Source organism: Bacillus mesophilum (assembly GCF_008923265.1).
GTDB lineage: Bacteria > Bacillota > Bacilli > Bacillales > Cytobacillaceae > Cytobacillus > Cytobacillus mesophilum.
The window spans coordinates 570,358-587,477 of sequence record NZ_WBOT01000002.1 but is presented as its reverse complement, the minus strand read 5'-3'; the positions used below and the strand labels follow the sequence as shown (position 1 = coordinate 587,477).

Annotated in this window: 26 protein-coding genes and 1 pseudogene; 17 read left to right on the top strand and 10 right to left on the bottom strand. The window is 34.2% G+C overall.

Annotated features, from left to right (window positions below):
- Nucleotides 1-25: 25 nt before the first annotated feature.
- Together F7732_RS23015 and F7732_RS07880 are read left to right on the top strand one after the other, a co-directional pair.
- Nucleotides 26-961 carry a DNA primase family protein gene (locus F7732_RS23015; protein ID WP_240056562.1) on the top strand — a complete coding sequence of 312 codons (936 nt, stop codon included), beginning with the start codon at nt 26-28 and terminating at the stop codon, nt 959-961.
- Nucleotides 961-1,398: a hypothetical protein gene (locus tag F7732_RS07880; protein ID WP_151573353.1), complete on the top strand. Its 438-nt coding sequence runs from the start codon at nt 961-963 to the stop codon at nt 1,396-1,398. The genes F7732_RS23015 and F7732_RS07880 overlap by 1 nt, the downstream gene beginning before the upstream one ends.
- A 47-nt stretch (nt 1,399-1,445) precedes the next feature.
- Here the strand turns inward: F7732_RS07880 and F7732_RS22575 are convergent, their stop codons facing one another.
- A complete protein-coding gene (locus F7732_RS22575; protein ID WP_161598846.1) occupies nt 1,446-1,604 on the bottom strand; it encodes a hypothetical protein in 159 nt (52 codons plus the stop codon).
- Between the two features lie 31 nt (nt 1,605-1,635).
- Here F7732_RS22575 and F7732_RS23230 point away from each other — a divergent pair, with 31 nt between their 5' ends.
- Nucleotides 1,636-1,767, top strand: coding sequence for a hypothetical protein (locus F7732_RS23230; protein ID WP_275670918.1), 132 nt, complete (start codon nt 1,636-1,638; stop codon nt 1,765-1,767).
- Here the strand turns inward: F7732_RS23230 and F7732_RS23225 are convergent.
- Together F7732_RS23225 and sda are read right to left on the bottom strand one after the other, a co-directional pair.
- On the bottom strand, nt 1,764-1,892 hold the full coding sequence (locus F7732_RS23225; protein ID WP_275670917.1) for a hypothetical protein: 129 nt from the start codon (nt 1,890-1,892) through the stop codon (nt 1,764-1,766). The two genes, F7732_RS23230 and F7732_RS23225, sit on opposite strands and share 4 nt — an antisense overlap.
- A 261-nt stretch (nt 1,893-2,153) precedes the next feature.
- Nucleotides 2,154-2,294 carry a sporulation histidine kinase inhibitor Sda gene (gene sda / locus F7732_RS22570; protein WP_161598845.1) on the bottom strand — a complete coding sequence of 47 codons (141 nt, stop codon included), beginning with the start codon at nt 2,292-2,294 and terminating at the stop codon, nt 2,154-2,156.
- A 138-nt stretch (nt 2,295-2,432) separates the two neighbouring features.
- Between sda and F7732_RS07870 the strand changes: the two genes are divergently transcribed.
- Nucleotides 2,433-2,699, top strand: a complete 267-nt coding sequence (locus F7732_RS07870; protein WP_151573351.1) for a hypothetical protein — start codon at nt 2,433-2,435, stop codon at nt 2,697-2,699.
- A gap of 50 nt (nt 2,700-2,749) precedes the next feature.
- Nucleotides 2,750-3,028: a hypothetical protein gene (locus F7732_RS07865; RefSeq protein WP_151573350.1), complete on the top strand. Its 279-nt coding sequence runs from the start codon at nt 2,750-2,752 to the stop codon at nt 3,026-3,028.
- Nucleotides 3,029-3,117: 89 nt separating this feature from the next.
- On the opposite strand, the gene F7732_RS07860 is transcribed toward F7732_RS07865, so the two are convergent.
- From F7732_RS07860 to F7732_RS23010, 3 genes are all read right to left on the bottom strand, one after another.
- Nucleotides 3,118-3,477 (bottom strand): YybH family protein, encoded by a 360-nt coding sequence (locus F7732_RS07860; RefSeq protein ID WP_151573349.1) that lies wholly within the window; start codon nt 3,475-3,477, stop codon nt 3,118-3,120.
- A gap of 115 nt (nt 3,478-3,592) precedes the next feature.
- Complete coding sequence (locus F7732_RS23350) at nt 3,593-4,039, bottom strand: CBO0543 family protein (protein WP_151573687.1); 447 nt, start codon at nt 4,037-4,039, stop codon at nt 3,593-3,595.
- A 37-nt stretch (nt 4,040-4,076) separates the two neighbouring features.
- Nucleotides 4,077-4,385, bottom strand: a complete 309-nt coding sequence (locus F7732_RS23010; RefSeq protein WP_240056561.1) for a hypothetical protein — start codon at nt 4,383-4,385, stop codon at nt 4,077-4,079.
- Nucleotides 4,386-5,022: 637 nt separating this feature from the next.
- On the opposite strand from F7732_RS23010, the gene F7732_RS07840 reads away from it, so the two are divergent.
- Nucleotides 5,023-5,325, top strand: a complete 303-nt coding sequence (locus F7732_RS07840) for a hypothetical protein (RefSeq protein WP_151573347.1) — start codon at nt 5,023-5,025, stop codon at nt 5,323-5,325.
- A gap of 386 nt (nt 5,326-5,711) precedes the next feature.
- On the opposite strand, the gene F7732_RS07835 is transcribed toward F7732_RS07840, so the two are convergent.
- Nucleotides 5,712-6,158 (bottom strand): hypothetical protein, encoded by a 447-nt coding sequence (locus F7732_RS07835; protein WP_151573346.1) that lies wholly within the window; start codon nt 6,156-6,158, stop codon nt 5,712-5,714.
- 212 nt (nt 6,159-6,370) lie between these two features.
- Between F7732_RS07835 and F7732_RS07830 the strand changes: the two genes are divergently transcribed.
- The 7 genes and pseudogenes from F7732_RS07830 (at nt 6,371) to F7732_RS07800 (ending at nt 10,562) form a co-directional block, all read left to right on the top strand.
- Nucleotides 6,371-6,661: a hypothetical protein gene (locus F7732_RS07830; protein WP_151573345.1), complete on the top strand. Its 291-nt coding sequence runs from the start codon at nt 6,371-6,373 to the stop codon at nt 6,659-6,661.
- 139 nt (nt 6,662-6,800) lie between these two features.
- A complete protein-coding gene (locus tag F7732_RS22830; protein ID WP_192913004.1) occupies nt 6,801-6,938 on the top strand; it encodes a hypothetical protein in 138 nt (45 codons plus the stop codon).
- 177 nt (nt 6,939-7,115) lie between these two features.
- Complete coding sequence (locus F7732_RS07820) at nt 7,116-7,334, top strand: hypothetical protein (RefSeq protein WP_151573344.1); 219 nt, start codon at nt 7,116-7,118, stop codon at nt 7,332-7,334.
- A gap of 60 nt (nt 7,335-7,394) precedes the next feature.
- Nucleotides 7,395-7,586 carry a hypothetical protein gene (locus F7732_RS07815; protein ID WP_151573343.1) on the top strand — a complete coding sequence of 64 codons (192 nt, stop codon included), beginning with the start codon at nt 7,395-7,397 and terminating at the stop codon, nt 7,584-7,586.
- A gap of 342 nt (nt 7,587-7,928) precedes the next feature.
- Nucleotides 7,929-9,650, top strand: a complete 1,722-nt coding sequence (locus tag F7732_RS07810; RefSeq protein ID WP_240056560.1) for an ATP-dependent nuclease — start codon at nt 7,929-7,931, stop codon at nt 9,648-9,650.
- Nucleotides 9,651-9,713: 63 nt separating this feature from the next.
- Nucleotides 9,714-10,016: pseudogene (locus F7732_RS07805) on the top strand (sigma-70 family RNA polymerase sigma factor); the annotation flags it as partial.
- 192 nt (nt 10,017-10,208) lie between these two features.
- Nucleotides 10,209-10,562, top strand: a complete 354-nt coding sequence (locus tag F7732_RS07800; protein ID WP_151573341.1) for a hypothetical protein — start codon at nt 10,209-10,211, stop codon at nt 10,560-10,562.
- Nucleotides 10,563-10,572: 10 nt separating this feature from the next.
- Here F7732_RS07800 and F7732_RS07795 read toward each other — a convergent pair whose 3' ends face one another.
- Both F7732_RS07795 and F7732_RS07790 read right to left on the bottom strand, forming a co-directional pair.
- On the bottom strand, nt 10,573-10,953 hold the full coding sequence (locus F7732_RS07795) for a hypothetical protein (protein ID WP_151573340.1): 381 nt from the start codon (nt 10,951-10,953) through the stop codon (nt 10,573-10,575).
- Between the two features lie 80 nt (nt 10,954-11,033).
- A complete protein-coding gene (locus tag F7732_RS07790; protein ID WP_151573339.1) occupies nt 11,034-11,891 on the bottom strand; it encodes a PhzF family phenazine biosynthesis protein in 858 nt (285 codons plus the stop codon).
- Between the two features lie 169 nt (nt 11,892-12,060).
- Here F7732_RS07790 and F7732_RS07785 point away from each other — a divergent pair, with 169 nt between their 5' ends.
- Both F7732_RS07785 and F7732_RS07780 read left to right on the top strand, forming a co-directional pair.
- Nucleotides 12,061-12,492: a GNAT family N-acetyltransferase gene (locus F7732_RS07785; RefSeq protein WP_151573338.1), complete on the top strand. Its 432-nt coding sequence runs from the start codon at nt 12,061-12,063 to the stop codon at nt 12,490-12,492.
- A gap of 15 nt (nt 12,493-12,507) precedes the next feature.
- Nucleotides 12,508-13,332: a GNAT family N-acetyltransferase gene (locus tag F7732_RS07780; protein ID WP_151573337.1), complete on the top strand. Its 825-nt coding sequence runs from the start codon at nt 12,508-12,510 to the stop codon at nt 13,330-13,332.
- 78 nt (nt 13,333-13,410) lie between these two features.
- Here F7732_RS07780 and F7732_RS07775 read toward each other — a convergent pair whose 3' ends face one another.
- Nucleotides 13,411-14,352: a DMT family transporter gene (locus F7732_RS07775; RefSeq protein ID WP_151573336.1), complete on the bottom strand. Its 942-nt coding sequence runs from the start codon at nt 14,350-14,352 to the stop codon at nt 13,411-13,413.
- Nucleotides 14,353-14,470: 118 nt separating this feature from the next.
- Here F7732_RS07775 and F7732_RS07770 point away from each other — a divergent pair, with 118 nt between their 5' ends.
- Complete coding sequence (locus F7732_RS07770) at nt 14,471-15,355, top strand: AraC family transcriptional regulator (protein WP_151573335.1); 885 nt, start codon at nt 14,471-14,473, stop codon at nt 15,353-15,355.
- A 391-nt stretch (nt 15,356-15,746) separates the two neighbouring features.
- Nucleotides 15,747-16,961, top strand: a complete 1,215-nt coding sequence (locus tag F7732_RS07765) for a sensor histidine kinase (protein ID WP_151573334.1) — start codon at nt 15,747-15,749, stop codon at nt 16,959-16,961.
- Nucleotides 16,962-17,120: the final 159 nt, after the last annotated feature.

Genomic DNA, 17,120 nt, shown 5'->3' with positions numbered 1-17,120 from the left:
GCTCACAGGAGATACGAATGAACAGGTGGCCTTTTTCCTATGGGGCACAGGCAGCAACGGAAAATCCACTTTTATAAACATCGTGAAAGATATATTAGGCGATTACGGCAAGCAAATGAACAGTGATACGTTTACGAGCAAGATGAATGATAACGGCATTAACAATGATATTGCCCGTCTGCATGGCGCAAGATTTGTTTCAGCTGTGGAGTCAGAGGATGGACAGAAATTATCCGAAGCGCTAATTAAGCAGCTAACTGGTGGTGAGCCGATAACGGCCAGATTTTTGAGAAAAGAGTTTTTCGAGTTCATCCCTGAATTTAAGATCTTTTTCACGACAAATCATAAACCGATCGTGAAGGGTGATGACGAGGGAATCTGGCGAAGAATCAGACTGATTCCTTTCACGCACACCATTCCACGTGAAGAAGTGGACAAGCAGCTGCCAGAGAAATTAAGAGCAGAGCTTCCAGGTATTCTGCGATGGGTAGTTGAAGGCTGCCTAAAATGGCAGGAAGAAGAACTTGGAGAGCCAGACGAAGTGAAGGCAGCCACAGACGAATATAAGGAAGAAATGGATCTCCTTTCAAATTTCCTTGATGAAAACTGTGTAGTCATGCCAGAAGCCAAAGTTGCAGTTAATGAGATCCACAAGACCTATATGAAGTGGGCCGAGGAAAACGGAGAATACCCGATGAAGCAGCGTGCATTCAGCAGCCGTCTGCAAATGCGTGGCTTCTCAAAACGTAAATCAACAGGCAACCGTACCTTCTTTTTCGGCATCGGTCTCCTGGCAAATTACAAGGATAAGTTACCTAATAGTTACTCAGTTACCCAAAGTGATGCAATTTCTAGTTTACCTCCTATAGAGAAAAAATTTGAGACTAATCTAGAGAACAGGTCACTAAGGGTAACTTTGAATACAAAAAGTAACTCTACAGTAATCGAGGAGGAAATTTAATGATTTATCAACTTCTTAACACAATGTATCACTTAATTATAAAAATAGAAGAAATAAACGGCAAAACAAAACTAGTCTATGAAACTGGATTCCTTGATGATCGTTTGAAAGCACAAATAAAAAAACATAAACAGGAGCTGATCCAGCGCCAGGCAGAAAACACAGCTGCCAGAAAGCTTGGCTTCCTTGTTTATGATCATGGGGAGCTTTACGAATACAGATACGGCCGTGGAGCCTTCCTTTACATTCAAAGGCTCCCATATAGCCGAGCAAGCACCTGGAGGGAAAACTATTTGCCAGGGCAGGCAGAAGCTTATAAGACGAAAACGATTGTGCATGATGTTTTGTTTGGGAAGGCATTTGAGCAGGCGGTGGGTTTGTTGAGTGGGTGGGGAAGAAGAGTGGAAGGGGTGTGGGTTAGACAATTTATTTTGTAATGTTTCATAAAAAAAGGCACCTTTAAGTGCCAATTAAATAGGTACAGTTATTTGCGATTGTTGTTAGAGGATGATGCTAAGTCATTAACCATTTTAGTAGCAGATGATATGGTTTTATCAATTTCTTTGCTAATTTCTAATGCCTGCGGATGATTTTGATCAATCTTACCAATAATTATATTTTTCTGTTGAAAATATTTTTTCACAATTATCGCCTCCTATTAAGGAGTATAAAATATGACGCTACGTGAGTTTCAACAAAAATTTTCAAGAATAAAAAATAAGAAAGCACAGAACTATATCTGTGCATGGCAAATTAATTATTCTCTCTTTGAAAAAAATTCTTTTAGACGTTATCAGTCCATTTAATATTCTTCATCACATGGATGTGTCCTGCCACAAGTATCAGGAGTAATGTTACCCGCTGCTGCTGGAGCAACTAAAGAAAAAGTTAAAACACTTATTAGACCAAGTCTGATTAACCATTTTTTCATTATTTCCACCTCCAATTGTATGAATATGTAAATATATTAACAGAAAAAATGTGAGTTGATTAATAAAAATTTGTATATTCTGAAAAAAGAATATTTTTGGCTATTAAGCCAACGTAAGGTAGATAGATCCAATTGATTAGAAGAATTACAAAATGTCCTTGGATCGCAATTGAAACGCATGTAAGAAAAGCCACCTCAAGAATTATTAAGTTTACTAAATAAAAAGAGCCCTTGCAGGCTCATTCAAATACTGGATAATAATTAGTTTTTGAGTTTCATTAAACCTCTTTTAATGATTTCACTTTGAAGCAGCTTAATGAATCTTTTATCAAGCTTCAGAGAAACCGCATCTTTAAAGGATCTAATTAGAACTGAATTATCGAGAACATTAAGTGATTTCAATTTTTTCTCTCCTAACGGGTCAATCACTTTTTTATCGGTCAACGAAAGATATTGTTTAATTACAAACAATTTTATTTTAATACCCTAAATAATTTGAGCTAAACACAAATTGCTAAATTTATTTATAAGGAGGCGGCTATGAAGCAACTTGATCTATTTTCATTCGAAAGAGATGTCAAAGTCGATGAAGTGTTTAGTTTGGCTAAAGCTTATGATCCAAATTTTGAAATTGCTGCAGTGTTCTTGCCAGATGAAAAAGCTTGCCTAGATGAACCTTCATTTGCAATAAAGCATGGTGGAAAATTGAGGTTTTATGAAATCTGTCGCGGTCGAGTTCATCCTTTTAGAGACAGAGTTCTTGATACAGCAGAGGAGCTGCCAAATAAACGGTGGATTCAGGTGTAATTAACAAAAGAGTAAAAATGTTTCACAAATAAAGAAAGGAGTTGGAAAACATGAATGAAAATACATGGGGATTTCAGTTTGTAAGAATTAATGATGCTGCTGACGGATTTGATACCTTATTAGCATTGAATATCGGGGATGAACATAAAACTAGAGAATTGTTTGAGGAAATATCTAATGAGTTTGAAGCTGTTAAAGGCGGTCCAGGATCTCCAAATTATATTATTGATTTGCTAGATGAAGAAGAAAGTATTATTGATGATATTTCCGTCACTAAGGAAGAAGCAATTAAAATAGCTGCAAAGCTTGGCCATAAACTGGCTGTTTAATAAACAGAGTAAGCAGTGTTTCCCATAGTCGAAGGAAAATAAGAATTAAATAAAAAAACGTCCACAAGTACAGGACGTCTTTCTCAAAGTCATTTTGGTAATGGGCTTAAATGCTCGTGGATAAGAAGCCATTCATCGGATTCTTTGACGAAGATGTTTGTGGCTCTTCCGCGACCACTTATAGTTTTTCCATCGATATAGCCTTCATAGAAATATGTATAAGTACACGTTGCTGAGTCGCTTCCGGAATATAGCCAATTCACATTTTTGGCTTGATAGCTTTCTTCCTGAACAATGGACCAACCATTTTCAAAGTATGCTTGAATTTCTTCGTGGGTTGTACAGGTTTGATCTGAGAAGAAATAAACAGCATTAGGATGAAGGGATTTTCTAACTTCTTCAAAATTATGAGTATTTGTAGCTTTGATGTAATTTTGTAATACCTTCAAATTAAACACTCCTGTCGTCTTAATTAACTATAATTGTAGCATAATTTTTAAGAGTAACTGGAGTTGTAATTACACCGTTTGGACTTAACGTAACAAAATGATATGAGTAGATCATTCACTCGACTATCGAACGATTTAGTTTATCTTTAAAAAACCATCTGTGGTAGATTCGCGAAAGATAAAATGTAAACCACATTGTTATTAAGCTCCAATACCATGTCCATTTTTTGTAGTTTATTAAGTCCGTGTATCTTACTGCAATTGCTTCAAAACCGGTAATCACACCCGAATATAAAAAGTAATGACAGAATTTAAAGACGGCATTTTTGTTCTCTGGGTAATGCAGATTAAATAATGTACACATTGCCGGGTAAACAAAATACTCAAATGTAAAACTAGACTTATTAGCTTTTCTGAAAAATAAACGATAAGGATATGTTATTAGATTTCTTTCAACCACAAGTAAACCAAACAGCCAAGTAATTACCTGTTTAAACAAGAATGATAGGTGAGCTTCACGGATTCTGTTTTTCGGAACAAATAATATTAATAAGAATGACATAATTATCCACGCGGATATCTCAATTCTTTTTTCTAATTTATTTTTCAATATATTTACCTCTTTGAAGGTCGGTTTCTGAATCTTTACTCTTCTCAAAAAGGATTTGAAAACCATAGTTCATTAAGGAAAATAAATAAAAAATAATAAAGATAGTTTTTCTGGAGTATTTCTTTAACTTGTAATGTCCAACTTTTTCAAAAAACGGACTGAGGACAAACGCAAATATTATATCAAATACTAAATTCGTTAAAGCATATAGAGTGAATTTTTTATATGTAAAGTGGAATACCCATAAATTTGTAGTGAAAAACGGTCCAATAATAAAGGCTATTGCATCAAAGACCATATACTTATATCCACCTTTAACCTTCCACCAACCGAAGATAGGGTTTAAAAGGGTTTGTATTAATATGATCGCTGAACAGAAAAGAGTAACAGGAAGAAACCTTTTAATGGATCGCTTTGGAAGAAAAAAGAATACTATTCCCCACAAAACTATTGCGTTAAATACTCTAAAAAAGTTGACCAGCATCTTGTTCACCTCGATTTTTTTAGAGTATGCAATTAAATATTAGATTATACAATGCTAATAAACATAATGATAGGAGTGTTTCTCCAAACAAAAAAGACCGATTATTCGGTCGAAATCAATTGACTAGTTTGTATCTAAAATTTTGAAGGATTCTTAACTTTGATTGAAGCCACTTCTCCACATTTTTTGCAAAAAGTAAATATGAGGAGAGAACTACCTAGAATTTTATCAATAGGGACAAGACTAGTATGGCCGTTACCTAATTGACCTTGAACAAATTTATCATTACCACATATCTTACAAATTTGTTTGGTTGTCATTTTATCACCTCAATTTATTTACGTTTAATTTGTTAAGAGGTTTCAAATTTGTTTTTAGTAAACACAAGGTAGGTTCTGAACATTCACAACTAGCTTCTGAAGGATTCGGAACCTATAAAGGGGGAAAGGATATGGCGTATTTAAGCCAGGTACGCTCTGAAGGAAAGCAATACATATATTTAACGGAATATTGCGGTAGGCAGCCATATACTGCGAAAACAGAGAGGCATGTATATGGGTTTGGAAATAGTCGAATTGCCTTATTAAAAATGAAACGGTGGCTACGTAAGTATGATTCTGAGTTTCCAGAACAGTTAATTGAACTTGGATATACAGAAAATGATTTAAGAGAATGGATTGAAACAGTAGAAACAGGGATTACTAAGAATGGCCGTAAATTTAAGATCACAACACAAAAACGTGCGGTATATTAATATAAATATATATTATTAAAATTACGCGGCAAAGCAGTTTTTGAATAAGATTTAAGTAGCTAAATCAATGAATTTTTGTTATAAAACAGAAGAACAAATAAAAATATAGAAATTTATTAAAAGTAGCAGGAAGGCTTTATCTTCCTGCATTTTTTTATAGGTTGTTTTCATATGGATTGTGGAAGTGCCTAAAATCGCTGACAAACTTCAAACTCACATTTTATTTGTTCCGGTTGCTTAGATTAGGGGAGATTTTGCATTTGATAAACGTGAGAATAAATGCTTATTTCAGCATGTCAACAATCAAATTATACAACAGTTGAATTTCTAAGAATTGCATAACAAATGACCTCAATTAAGAAGTCTTTAAAGAATTGGATTATATGTTATTTTAGGCTTTTTAACTTTTTATTTCGAAATATGACTCCAATTAAAATCAATATAATAAATCCAATAGATATAATGAAAAACGGGTTAGTTAAAATATTCATTATGTGAAAAGGTGCCTTATGAACATAAACAGCCTTCACCCATTGATTGCCTTCTTTTATCGCAATTGCATCGGAAGTTGATATTCCTTTTATTTCATAATATTTTGTTCCTATCGAATAAAAGTTTGAAGCATCTCCATAGTAATCACCAGTCATATCATCGGGAGTGGTCTTTACTTCTCCAATGACATTACCAATTACACTATTTTCGATAATTTCCTCTTGTTTAACCTCATAAACTTTTCCTTCCCAAACAACAAAAATAATAGCCCAAGATAATGCTTGAACAGATGAAGAAATCATAAATAGAAGTGATAGAGACAAAAGAGTTATTTTTTTCATATTAAAACACCTCCTAACTTATTTTTAAATTATTCAATTTAGACGAAGTAAACCCTCTTTTCGTTACAAATTATTTTATTAGTCAATATGTTTACGCAAATTTGATAAAACAACAATCTTTTATAAACAAGTCTTTTAATATAACCCAAAAATTTTTTTGGGATATTATCTTATGCTTGAACCTTTTATAGTTTGATTAAGAGGTGATCGCAATGGAACCAGAAACGGGCCAACCTATTGATTCTTCTCAAAGTGAGGAAGCAACAGATCAAGCTCCTGGTGCTGATCAGACATCCATAGACGAGGATAGAACGGTGAATGCTGTTTCTCAGGATAATCCGCAAGTTGTTGTTCCCGTTGATGTGCGAGAAATGACGGTCATTGAAAATGAAAAAGGCAAAGTTGCTATTATTCATGAGATAACGTTCGGTGAATTGATCGTTTCTACGCTGCTAATGGCATTAATCATCTTTCAATTTTTAAGTCGGATCATTAGGAGGTAGCGAACATGTATGAAGTTTTCGAACAAACTCCTGCTGAGATAGTTCTTACATATGTTTTGTTCCTATCGGCTTGTGCCCTGGCTTTTCCTATTATCTCTTTGATTTATACTGCAGCAACAAACTGGAGGGATAGGCGAGGATGAATGGAATAGGCGGATTGATGGCAAGTGCTTTCAGCTACTTCCTTGGAAATCCAGACATAATGACCTCTTTGATCACCTGGGCGGTTTTTATATCGATGGTGCTGACAGTTGTGGAATTTAGAAAAACAGGCTGAAAGGGGCGATATAACTTGTGAATTTGTCGGGAGTATGGGATTGGTCGTTCTTTTGGGAAAGTTTCGGTTTTTTATTAAGAACCTCGGCAAACTTCGTTATGATCATCGTGCCATAATCGCAATGGGATTATTGATCTCCGTCATTATTAAGGCTGTTAAGCAAAGTAGGGGATCATAATGAATCAGCTGCCATCCATGAACTTTTTCACAGAAGAGAGGATGCTGGAGTTTTGGGGATATGTAAGACAGCTTTTGTCCTCGGTTTCTCCAATGGTGATGCTAGCAGTTGCGCTGATTGCTCTAGGGTTATTTTTGGTTATTATCATCAATACTTTCAAGCAAGCAGCAAGTAAAAATGATGATGACGATGATGAAATTGAGGTAAAACATTATTAGTGTTAATCATCGGGACCCCCGATATTATAAAAAATTATTCCTTTTAGGAGGAACTCAAAAATGGAGGAGAATAATACAATGCTAGATTTAACAGGAGTATCATTACCGTTTGAAGTATCTGACATGGTTACAGCAGGGATGACTTTACTTGGATTAGTTGCAGGGTTTGTTCTTTTAAGACTTGCATTCAATTTCGTACCGAAATTCATTTCGCTAATTCTTGGTGCTTTCCGTGGGGGAAACAAAGCATAATAAGCAGCACATCAAAGGGGGAAGAGTGATTACGCTCTTGCCCTTTTTTATTCGTTAAAAATACCGATGAGAAAAATGAAATGAGGCAATATCATTATTATAAAAAGTATAACTTCAGATTGCTAAATAGGACGATAATGTGGGATAAAAATATAGATACCCATCCATCGGAAAAATGAAGAAAAAATTCATTATATTTAATAGTGATAAATCATTAAACAAAAGCTGTCATTTTCCGACAGTTTTTTTATTTTTAGGAGAATATTCTCAAAAAAGATAAAAATTAATAATTTGTATTTGGTAAAATAGAATCATTAATTGTAAAAAATATGTTAATTCGGGGTGGGCAATTTGAGAATTACTAAATTCAGTGTGACAAATTATAAAGTTTTTAGTGAGAAATTTACAATTGATTTTTCTGCAGACTCTATTGCAATTCTAACTGGAAGAAATAATACAGGGAAATCCACAATTCTTGAAGCAATTAACTGCTTCTTTGTTAAAGATACAAAGACAAATACTATTGCAAGTGATTGTTTTTCCGATACTAATAATGAAATTATACTTGAAGCAGAATTTTTGTCCGGAGAAGAATCGCATACTTTCTTTAAGAAATATCAAGCTGGATCACTACCAAAATACTATGGAACGGATACAAAAGAAATCAAGGCAAAACATCCTGAAAAAGATATTTTTGATGAAATAATCAATAATAAGCCTTACTATATTACTCCTGCTATGACTACAGAAGACATAAACCAACTAATACAAACTATGTATTCTCAAATAATAAAAAGTAAATTAGAAAAGATAGAATTAGAAATTGCCGATGAAGATCCAGATTACGAGATAATGAAACGAGAGTATGATCAAATACGTAAAGCATACCCAATTTTTCTTAAAAAGCTAAAAAAAAGTATAGATCTTGTTTTGGATAAAGTTAGTAACGATGTTTCTGGTGACTTACGTAAATTATTTTCAAATGATGAATTGGCTTTGGAAGTATTAGGAGGAGAGAGTGATGGTTTTTCGGCAAGTGATTTGGTTAAAAGTACAAGCTCCAGCATAGTTATTGACAGTAATAGACAAAAACAAATGCCATTAGCTAATCAAGGAACGGGCTTACAGAGAATGAGTTTGATTTATCTTATTCAAAATATGATTCAGAATAAGTTATTGGGTAATACAGAGGAAAAATTGTTATTAATTGATGAACCAGAAGCTTTTTTACATCCCGAAGCTGTAAGAGCTTTAAGTCGCTCTCTATATGAAATTGGAGCGAGAATGCCTTTGATGATTTCGACGCATTCTCCAGTTCTTATTGATTTGGCAGAAAAACATACGTCTATTCAAGTTTTTAGGGTTGGTGAAAATAAAGCAATTCAATTATATAAGTCAGCGACAACCCAATTTGACGACAATGATATAAAAAATATGAAAATATTAAATTATGTTGATTCTTATATTAATGAATTTTTCTTTGCCGATAAAATAGTTATTGTAGAAGGTGATACAGAATATATAGCATTTAAACATTTTTTTAAAGAAAAAAATGTAAATATACATATTATTAGGGCAAGAGGGAAAGCAACAATCTGTACTTTAATGAAAATATTGAATCAATTTAACACAAATTATGACGTAATACATGATGTGGATAATAACTATAAATTTTCATCTAAAACATTACAAGCACAATTAACTAATTGTAAAAATATATTAAAGCTTAAAATCAGTAATAACATTAGAATTTTTTCCTCAGTATCTAATTTTGAAGAAGCAATAGGTATAGGAGAAATAGAGAATAGTAAAAAGACACAGACGATATATAATATATTAAACGAAGTAGCTACAAGTGGAGTGTATAAAGAAGCAAGAAAAAAAGTAGAAAATCTATTTGATATTATCACCAATCAGAAAGAGATAAATCAATTGGATGATGGGTTTAAAGGTATAACATCTGAACAAGATTATGAAGATTTTTTTATTGGCCTTATTGCTGAAAAGAAAAAAGAAGAGCGAGAACAGCAAGAACAGGTTAACAATGAGGAAAATGTTAAATAGAATGTATAATTAAACTTACACATTCTTAATATAAAATTTAAACAAAACAGATAACATCCTCTTGGAAATGAAATCTCCCTAATCGACGTTCTCAAATCCGAATCCGAAGATGTCATCAACACAATCCAGCTTAACATGGAGCTTGAGAAGGTTCGTGAATACATTGATGTCCTCGATGGCCGCGAAAGAGAAGTGATTGTGGGACGGTTTGGACTGGACCTGAAAAAGGAAAAGACGCAGCGTGAAATTGCGAAAGAGCTCAACATATCCCGCAGCTATGTCTCCCGCATTGAGAAACGCGCTTTGATGAAAATGTTTCATGAGTTTTATCGGGCGGAGAAGGAGAAGCGGAATAAGAATACTTAGATTAATGATAAACAGCTTTTTCAAGGAGACCCTTTGAAAAAGCTGTTTTTATTGTTCTTGTTATTTGTTTTTTTACAATCATTAACATTTTAACCTTTTTGTAAATCAATAAATCAAATATAATTAACTCACTATGATGAAATTAAAAGCTTATCTATTATTTGCATAAATGAATCAAGAAGGTGAACTATATTGAAAGATTTTATTGTACGTAACATAATAATTCTTATTATTACCTCAATTATACTTACAGCAATTATGCTACTAGGCTCTTTTGAAAAACATGAAGATTTTTTTCCAACTCTATTAGTTGTATTTTTATATACTACACTTTTTATTTTCTTATACGGATTAATTTCATCTACCGTTGCAGAGTTGTTAACTAAATTTATTTGCAAAGGAAAGCGAAAATTAGTTAAAGTATTTGTTTATTTTGTGTCTCTTGCAATATTTTCGTATTCAGCACCAAATAGTGTGTATGTTTTGTATGCCTTTATTATTGCGATACTCTATTTTATATTAGATGAGATTTTAAGGGGAAATTAAATAAATGATTTTAAAATCGACTTTTTTTCTTAGTTAATTGTTCCTTCATTGCTTCATCAACAAAGTCCAACGCTTTAAGTCTTCTTTCTAAAAGTGTTCTTTGCGGACTGCCAGCTTTTGATCTGGCATAACTGCTTTCAATAGAAGGAATTAAAGCAAGAAGGGCTTTACGGGCATCTTTTAAATCTGCCTGGCTGTATAAATGTGTGATTCCGTTCCAATCACTTTCTAGCACAGCAAGTCCAATTTTACAGGCATCCAGCCGTTTTTTTACCAGAGTTGTATTTGCACCCTTTTCATTCATCTGGACATATGCTTTTTCCAGTTTTTTGATTGTTGATTGCATTGATTTGAGGGACTCAAATTGATCATCATTCAATATGATTTCCATGTTCGATTGTCCTCTATTTCCTATATTTTGAAAGGTAAATTATATAAAGATGGAGCGCCATCTTTATAACAGAATGGCACTTAATATAATTTTCCCTTTGTTACAATAACCCCTTTGCCTCCAACCTTTACTCTTGGATCTTCTTCATTCATTAATTTTGTAATGATTTTAGACGGTCTTCCCATGCTATTTCCCTGAAGAAAAGTGTACTCCTGATTAAATTGCTGTAATACATTGTTTTTGAAAAGGTAATAGGTTAATGCAGCGTTTGAAGTGCCTGTTGCTGATTCTTCATTAATGCCATAGAGCGGACAAAAGTTTCTGCTCTCTGCGATCCCTTCTTTTACATCAAGAGTAAAGGCATGGACTCCACCTACGTTATGGATCTTTGAATACTCAGCAAGTGCTTTAAAATCAGGATTTAGAGCATATAATGCATCCTTCGTTTTAATCGGGAGCATGATATCCCACAGACCAGTACTTGCAGCCTGAGGTACCAGATGGAAGTCTGTACTGCCTATTTGGTTTTCATCCATGTTGAAGAGGTTCGCCAAATGGACATAATCATCGAATGTTTTTCCAAGCACAGGTTCAGCTTGCTCCATTATAATAAAAGATTGATCCACTTCAACAGCAAGTGTCCCAGCGAGTGTTTTTATAAAATATGTATGGTTATCTTCAACATCGTTGTTCTCCAATAAGGCTGTAAAGGAGGCGATTGTGGCATGTCCACAAAGTTCCACCTGGGAGGTCGGTGTGAAAAACTTAATTTCAAAATGTTTATGGTCTATTTTTTTAATAAATGCTGTCTCTGAAAAGCGAACTTCTGCAGCAAATTTCTGCATAAATGCTTCGTCTAAATGTTCGTGGATCACTACGCCTGCCGGATTTCCGCCAAATCTTGTTTCTGTAAAAGCGTCAACTACATAATATAACAATTTCCAATCCCCTTTTTTGGTTATTTGAACAGCTAATTAAAAGCATTTCATTTTTACGGAATTTTAGCAAATGTTATTTATGAAATATGCATCTCCATAGTAGAAAAGGAAGGGATTTTCTCTTATATAATTGAAATAGTAAGCTATGAAAAGAGAGGGAGTTTTTCGAATGATATTGCATATTAGCAGAGAACCAAACAAAAATGATAAACAATATGTTGACGATGCACTTTATAAATTCAACCTAAAACATTTTCCAAAGGAGCTGGGGAACAGATATGAAGAAATTAACCTGTTTCTGAAGGATGATGATGGCAAGGTTTTTGGCGGCGTTCTCAGTGCAGTCTGCTGGAACTGGCTGGAGATTTATACATTTATTTTAGATGAAGACATTCGGTATTCTGGGTATGGAACAACATTATTAACAGAGCTGGAGACCATTGCTTTGGGTAAAAAATGTGATTTCATAAAAGTCGATACATTGAGTTTTCAGGCGTTAGATTTTTATCAAAAGAATGGCTATGAGGTGTTTGGCAGCATCGATCAAGTCGGCAGAGAATTTACGCACTATTATTTAAAGAAGGACTTACATGTTAAATAGTTTAAGGGGTATGCTATGATAACAGAATTGAAAGAGTCGGAATTTTATAAATGCAGAGGGCTTTTAAATGATCATGGTCAATTAGAAGCTAGAGCAATAGTCGAAGGGGTAAATCCAGGGCGTGTCTTTGTTGATGATATGGAATCACCTGCTTCAGGATTGATCTGGCTAGGCAATAATGATGGTTTTATTTTTATCGGAAATGAAAGAAATGATGTGTTTAATACAGGACTAAATCACTTTATAGATACTGTTATCGCACCAGAAGCAAATAAGGTTGGGTTAAATTGGTTTGAGGGGATAGGCAATCATCCGCAGTGGAACACAACGATTGAAAAGGTGTTTGCCTATCGTCGTTTAGGAAGCTGGAACCAAAGGGTTTACACACTGCAGAAAGATGATTATAAAGCTGCCAATAAACCCGCTTTTGATGAAAAATATAAGGTCGTTCAGATAAGTGAAATATTTTATGATAAGCAGATAAAAAATATGGATTTCTTACATGCAAAAATGGCAGAGTACGGGGCTTCTGCTGAAAGTTTCTTTCAAAGGGGCACTGGTTATTGTGTGGTTCATCAAAATAAAATTGTAAGTGTCTGTTTTTCTGGTTTTGTAGTTGAACAGTTTCATTGTGTAGATATTGAGACTTTAGAGGAACATCGAGGAAAAAAATTAGCGCAGCTGGCAGCTAATGCTTTCGTTGAAAATTGCTTGAATCATAGCTTTGTTCCGTATTGGGATTGTATGGCGTCTAATAAGCCATCAATCGCAGTTGCAGAAAATATAGGATTTAAAAATGTGTTTAACTATATTGGATATGAATTTAAGTTTGATGTTTAATTGTCCCTAAATCAAGGAATCTCCCATTTAAAGTGCTATTCTGTTTAGTTGATAAGAATAGCAAAAAAGCCCCTCAATTCAACCAACCTTAAGGGGCTCTTTCTTTTCAGGATGCTGGCTGGAACTTGATGAAGTCTTCTTATTTAGTGCCATAAATAAGATCATGCCAATGATACAAAGTGTGCCGAGCCACTGGAAATAACCAAAGGGTTCTTTTAGCCAAAAGACAGTTGTTAAAACAGCTGCGAGCGGCTCGATGCTGCCCAGCAGACTGGATTCTTTAGGTGACAGGCTTTGCAGGCTTTCAATATAAAACCAGAAGGCAATCATGGTTCCGAAAATGATGACAAAAGCTAAATAGAAATAAGCTTCTAGTGTTAAGCTATTAAAATTCATCTGCCAAGGCGGATGGATGAAACTTAACGCACAACCGCCGATGATCATCGCCCATCCAACGATCACAAGTGAATCATAGTGCTTCAGCAGAGGGACGGCATTTAACGTATAAAATGCAAGGGCGATTCCAGATAAAATTCCCCAAATGATAGCAGGTGCTGGTACAGATAATTGTGAGATGGAGCCGTTTGTTAATAAGAAAAAACAGCCAATTAAAGCGAGAGAAACAGTCAGCAGATCTCTTTGCGTCAGAATGGTTTGCTTGCGTAAAAGTAAGTACAGGATAATCATAACGGGTGCTAAATACTGTAATAATGTTGCAACCGCTGCATTTCCATGTTCAATGGAAGCCATATAAGTATATTGAACAGCAAGCATACCGAGTAAACCGAAGATCACTAAGTGAACAGCCGTTTTGCCTGTTTTCCAGACTCCGAAAATCTGGGAACGATCCTTCTTGAAATATTGAATCGTTAAGAGTAAAAGACCAGCAATGAGCAAGCGTGTCGTCACCAGCCAATTGACATCAATTCCATATTCAAATAGCTTCTTAGCTGCTGTTCCGCCGACTCCCCAAAATATGGCTCCAGTTATAACAAGAAATATTCCCCTACTTCTATTCATGTTTGATTTTCCACCTCGAATATAAAAATAGTGTTATAATACTTTAAATAATAAATGGAAAACCTTAGGAATAATACTAAAATCGGTTCGTAAAATATCATGATATTGAGGCGATTGTATGCAAATTATAGATTTTATGATTGACCAAAATTTAAGGGAATTGACTGAACATCGCACCATGGTACTGCCGGTTGCCTGTTATGAAACGGTCATTAACCAAAATGTTAATGGATATATACCGCTTCATTGGCATGATGAGTTTCAGTTTGTACTCGTTATAAATGGGGAAGCCGATTTTCACATTAATGAAGAGAAAATTATGGTGCAGGAAGGGGAGGGGCTCTTTATTAATAGCAGCTGCCTCCATAGTGCAGAGGATAAAAACGATTCAGGCTGTGCTTATATTTGTTTAAATATTTCTCCGAGTTTTGTACTGCCGCAAGAACTTAATGCCATGTATGTAAAACCTTACACTGAGGCAACAAATATTCCTTATATCAAGTTGATCCATGCGGAAGGCTGGGCATTTAATATTTTGGCCTCTATAAGGAAGATTCATCAGCTGACAAAAGAAACTCCCTCCTGTTACCAAATTGATATCAGTATTCATATAAATTTAATCTGGAAAAACCTCATGATGAATGGCATTCAATTAGAATTTGAGCTAGCGGAAATGATTAAGAGTCAAAGAATGAAACAAATGTTAGATTGGATTCACTTCAATTACGCTGAAAAAATCCTGTTAGATGATATTGCCAAAGCAGGCCAATTAAGCAGATCTGAATGCTGTCGATACTTTAAACGGATATTGAAAACAACACCATTAAACTATGTCACACACTATCGTATTCAAAAAAGCTTAATTTTACTGAAGCAACCTGAATCGAATATAACCGATATTGCCTATAGTGTAGGATTTAACAGCACAAGCTATTATATTGAAAGGTTTCGAAAAGCAATGGATACAACACCATTAGCGTACAAAAAACTACATATGTCCTGATTGACGACTGTCTTACTTTTTTTAAAAATATATGAGAAATTAATAACCATAATTGGCTATTGTACAAACACTTTCTAGAAAATATGGTAAAATAATATCATGCACAATGAACAATCCTGCAACTAAATTCACAGTGTAATTTGAGTGTAGGATATTATAAAAAAAGCGCATATCATTGTAATTGGTTGAATACGTTGTCTTTTAATTGAAATTGATTAAGATAAATTATATTGAGATAACAAATTTTTATAATAGAATCCATTTAGCAATAAATTGTTTTATTAATAATCTGATGAAGTAAATTTAGCATTAAAAGCATTCCATTAAAAAAGGATATTTTATGAAATCCATAGAAAATAAGAGACAACAAGTATTGTGAGGACTTTTCAAAATGATCGACAATGATTTATTACCAAGCATAAAAATTTATCGAATGATTATCAGCATTCTGATTATCTTAATGAGTTCAGGGCTATTGTTAATTTTTGAGGTTAACGGACGGATCATTACGTCAACATTAATTTTTCAGTTGTTACTTGTGATTATTATTTCTATTCTATTCATCATGTTCCCGAAGAAAGATTCAGGAAGATTTAGAGCTGCAATCATTCTCTTTATGTCCGGATATTTTTTCTTTATGTATTTACAGTTTGCTGACAGGTTTGCTTCGTTATTAATGATTAGTTATCTGCCTGTTATTCCTGTTTTGTTTCTGCATACAAAACTATTTTATATAACCTTGGTAAGTAATATTACGATCACAATTAGCATCTTCATCTATTTTATGATGTCTGATTCAGGGAGTACACTTGTATACACCTATATGGATTATGCTGGGGTAGTCATTAATTTTGTTGGATCACAAATTATCCTGCTTTTCCTTTTTCTGCTTTTTAAAAAGAAGATGAAGGACCAGGAACGTTATTATGTTCAAATGAAAGAAGATGAAAAGCTGCGGACCACTGGACAATTGGCGGCTGCTGTTGCGCATGAAATTCGAAATCCTATTACAGTAGTTAAAGGTTTTATTCAATTGCATGAGGGAGACAAGGAAATTCCAGAACATATCAAAAAGCATTACCATTTGATGTTGGATCAGCTTCAAGACGCAGAGACCGTCATTTCCAATTTTTTATCATTGGCAAAGCCAGCAGAAACCAAAACTGAGATTGTATCAGTCAACCCTGCTCTTCATACCGTAATGGATCTTCTCAACACATACGCATTGTTCGATACCATTCATATTGAGTTAGAGATTGAAGATGACTACGAAATTCAATGCAATATCTTGGAGTTTAAGCAGTTATTTGTCAATCTTTTAAAAAATGCGATCGAGGCTTCACATCATGGAGATACAATTATTATAAAAGTAACAGGTAATCATGATACAGTTAAAATTGTCATTATTGATAGCGGATCAGGAATGAATCAGGAACAGCTGGAGCAGATCGGAACGCCATTCTATTCATTAAAAGCAAGAGGAACAGGAATTGGCTTAATGATTTGTTTTAATATCGTTCAAAAATATGAAGGAACCATTAACTTTTCGAGCGAGGAAGGAAAAGGGACAGAGGTTACGGTGACTTTTCCGGTTGTGAACGCATAGAAATGCAGAAATTATTTCTGCTTCTGTATACGAGAATCTTACATACAAGATTATATAGTTAATGTGAGAGAGCTAATAGCTATAAACAAAAAAGAAGCTAGTGGATTAGCTTCTTTTTTGTTATTCTAAGACCATTTTTCAGATTAGAGAAGGATTCAG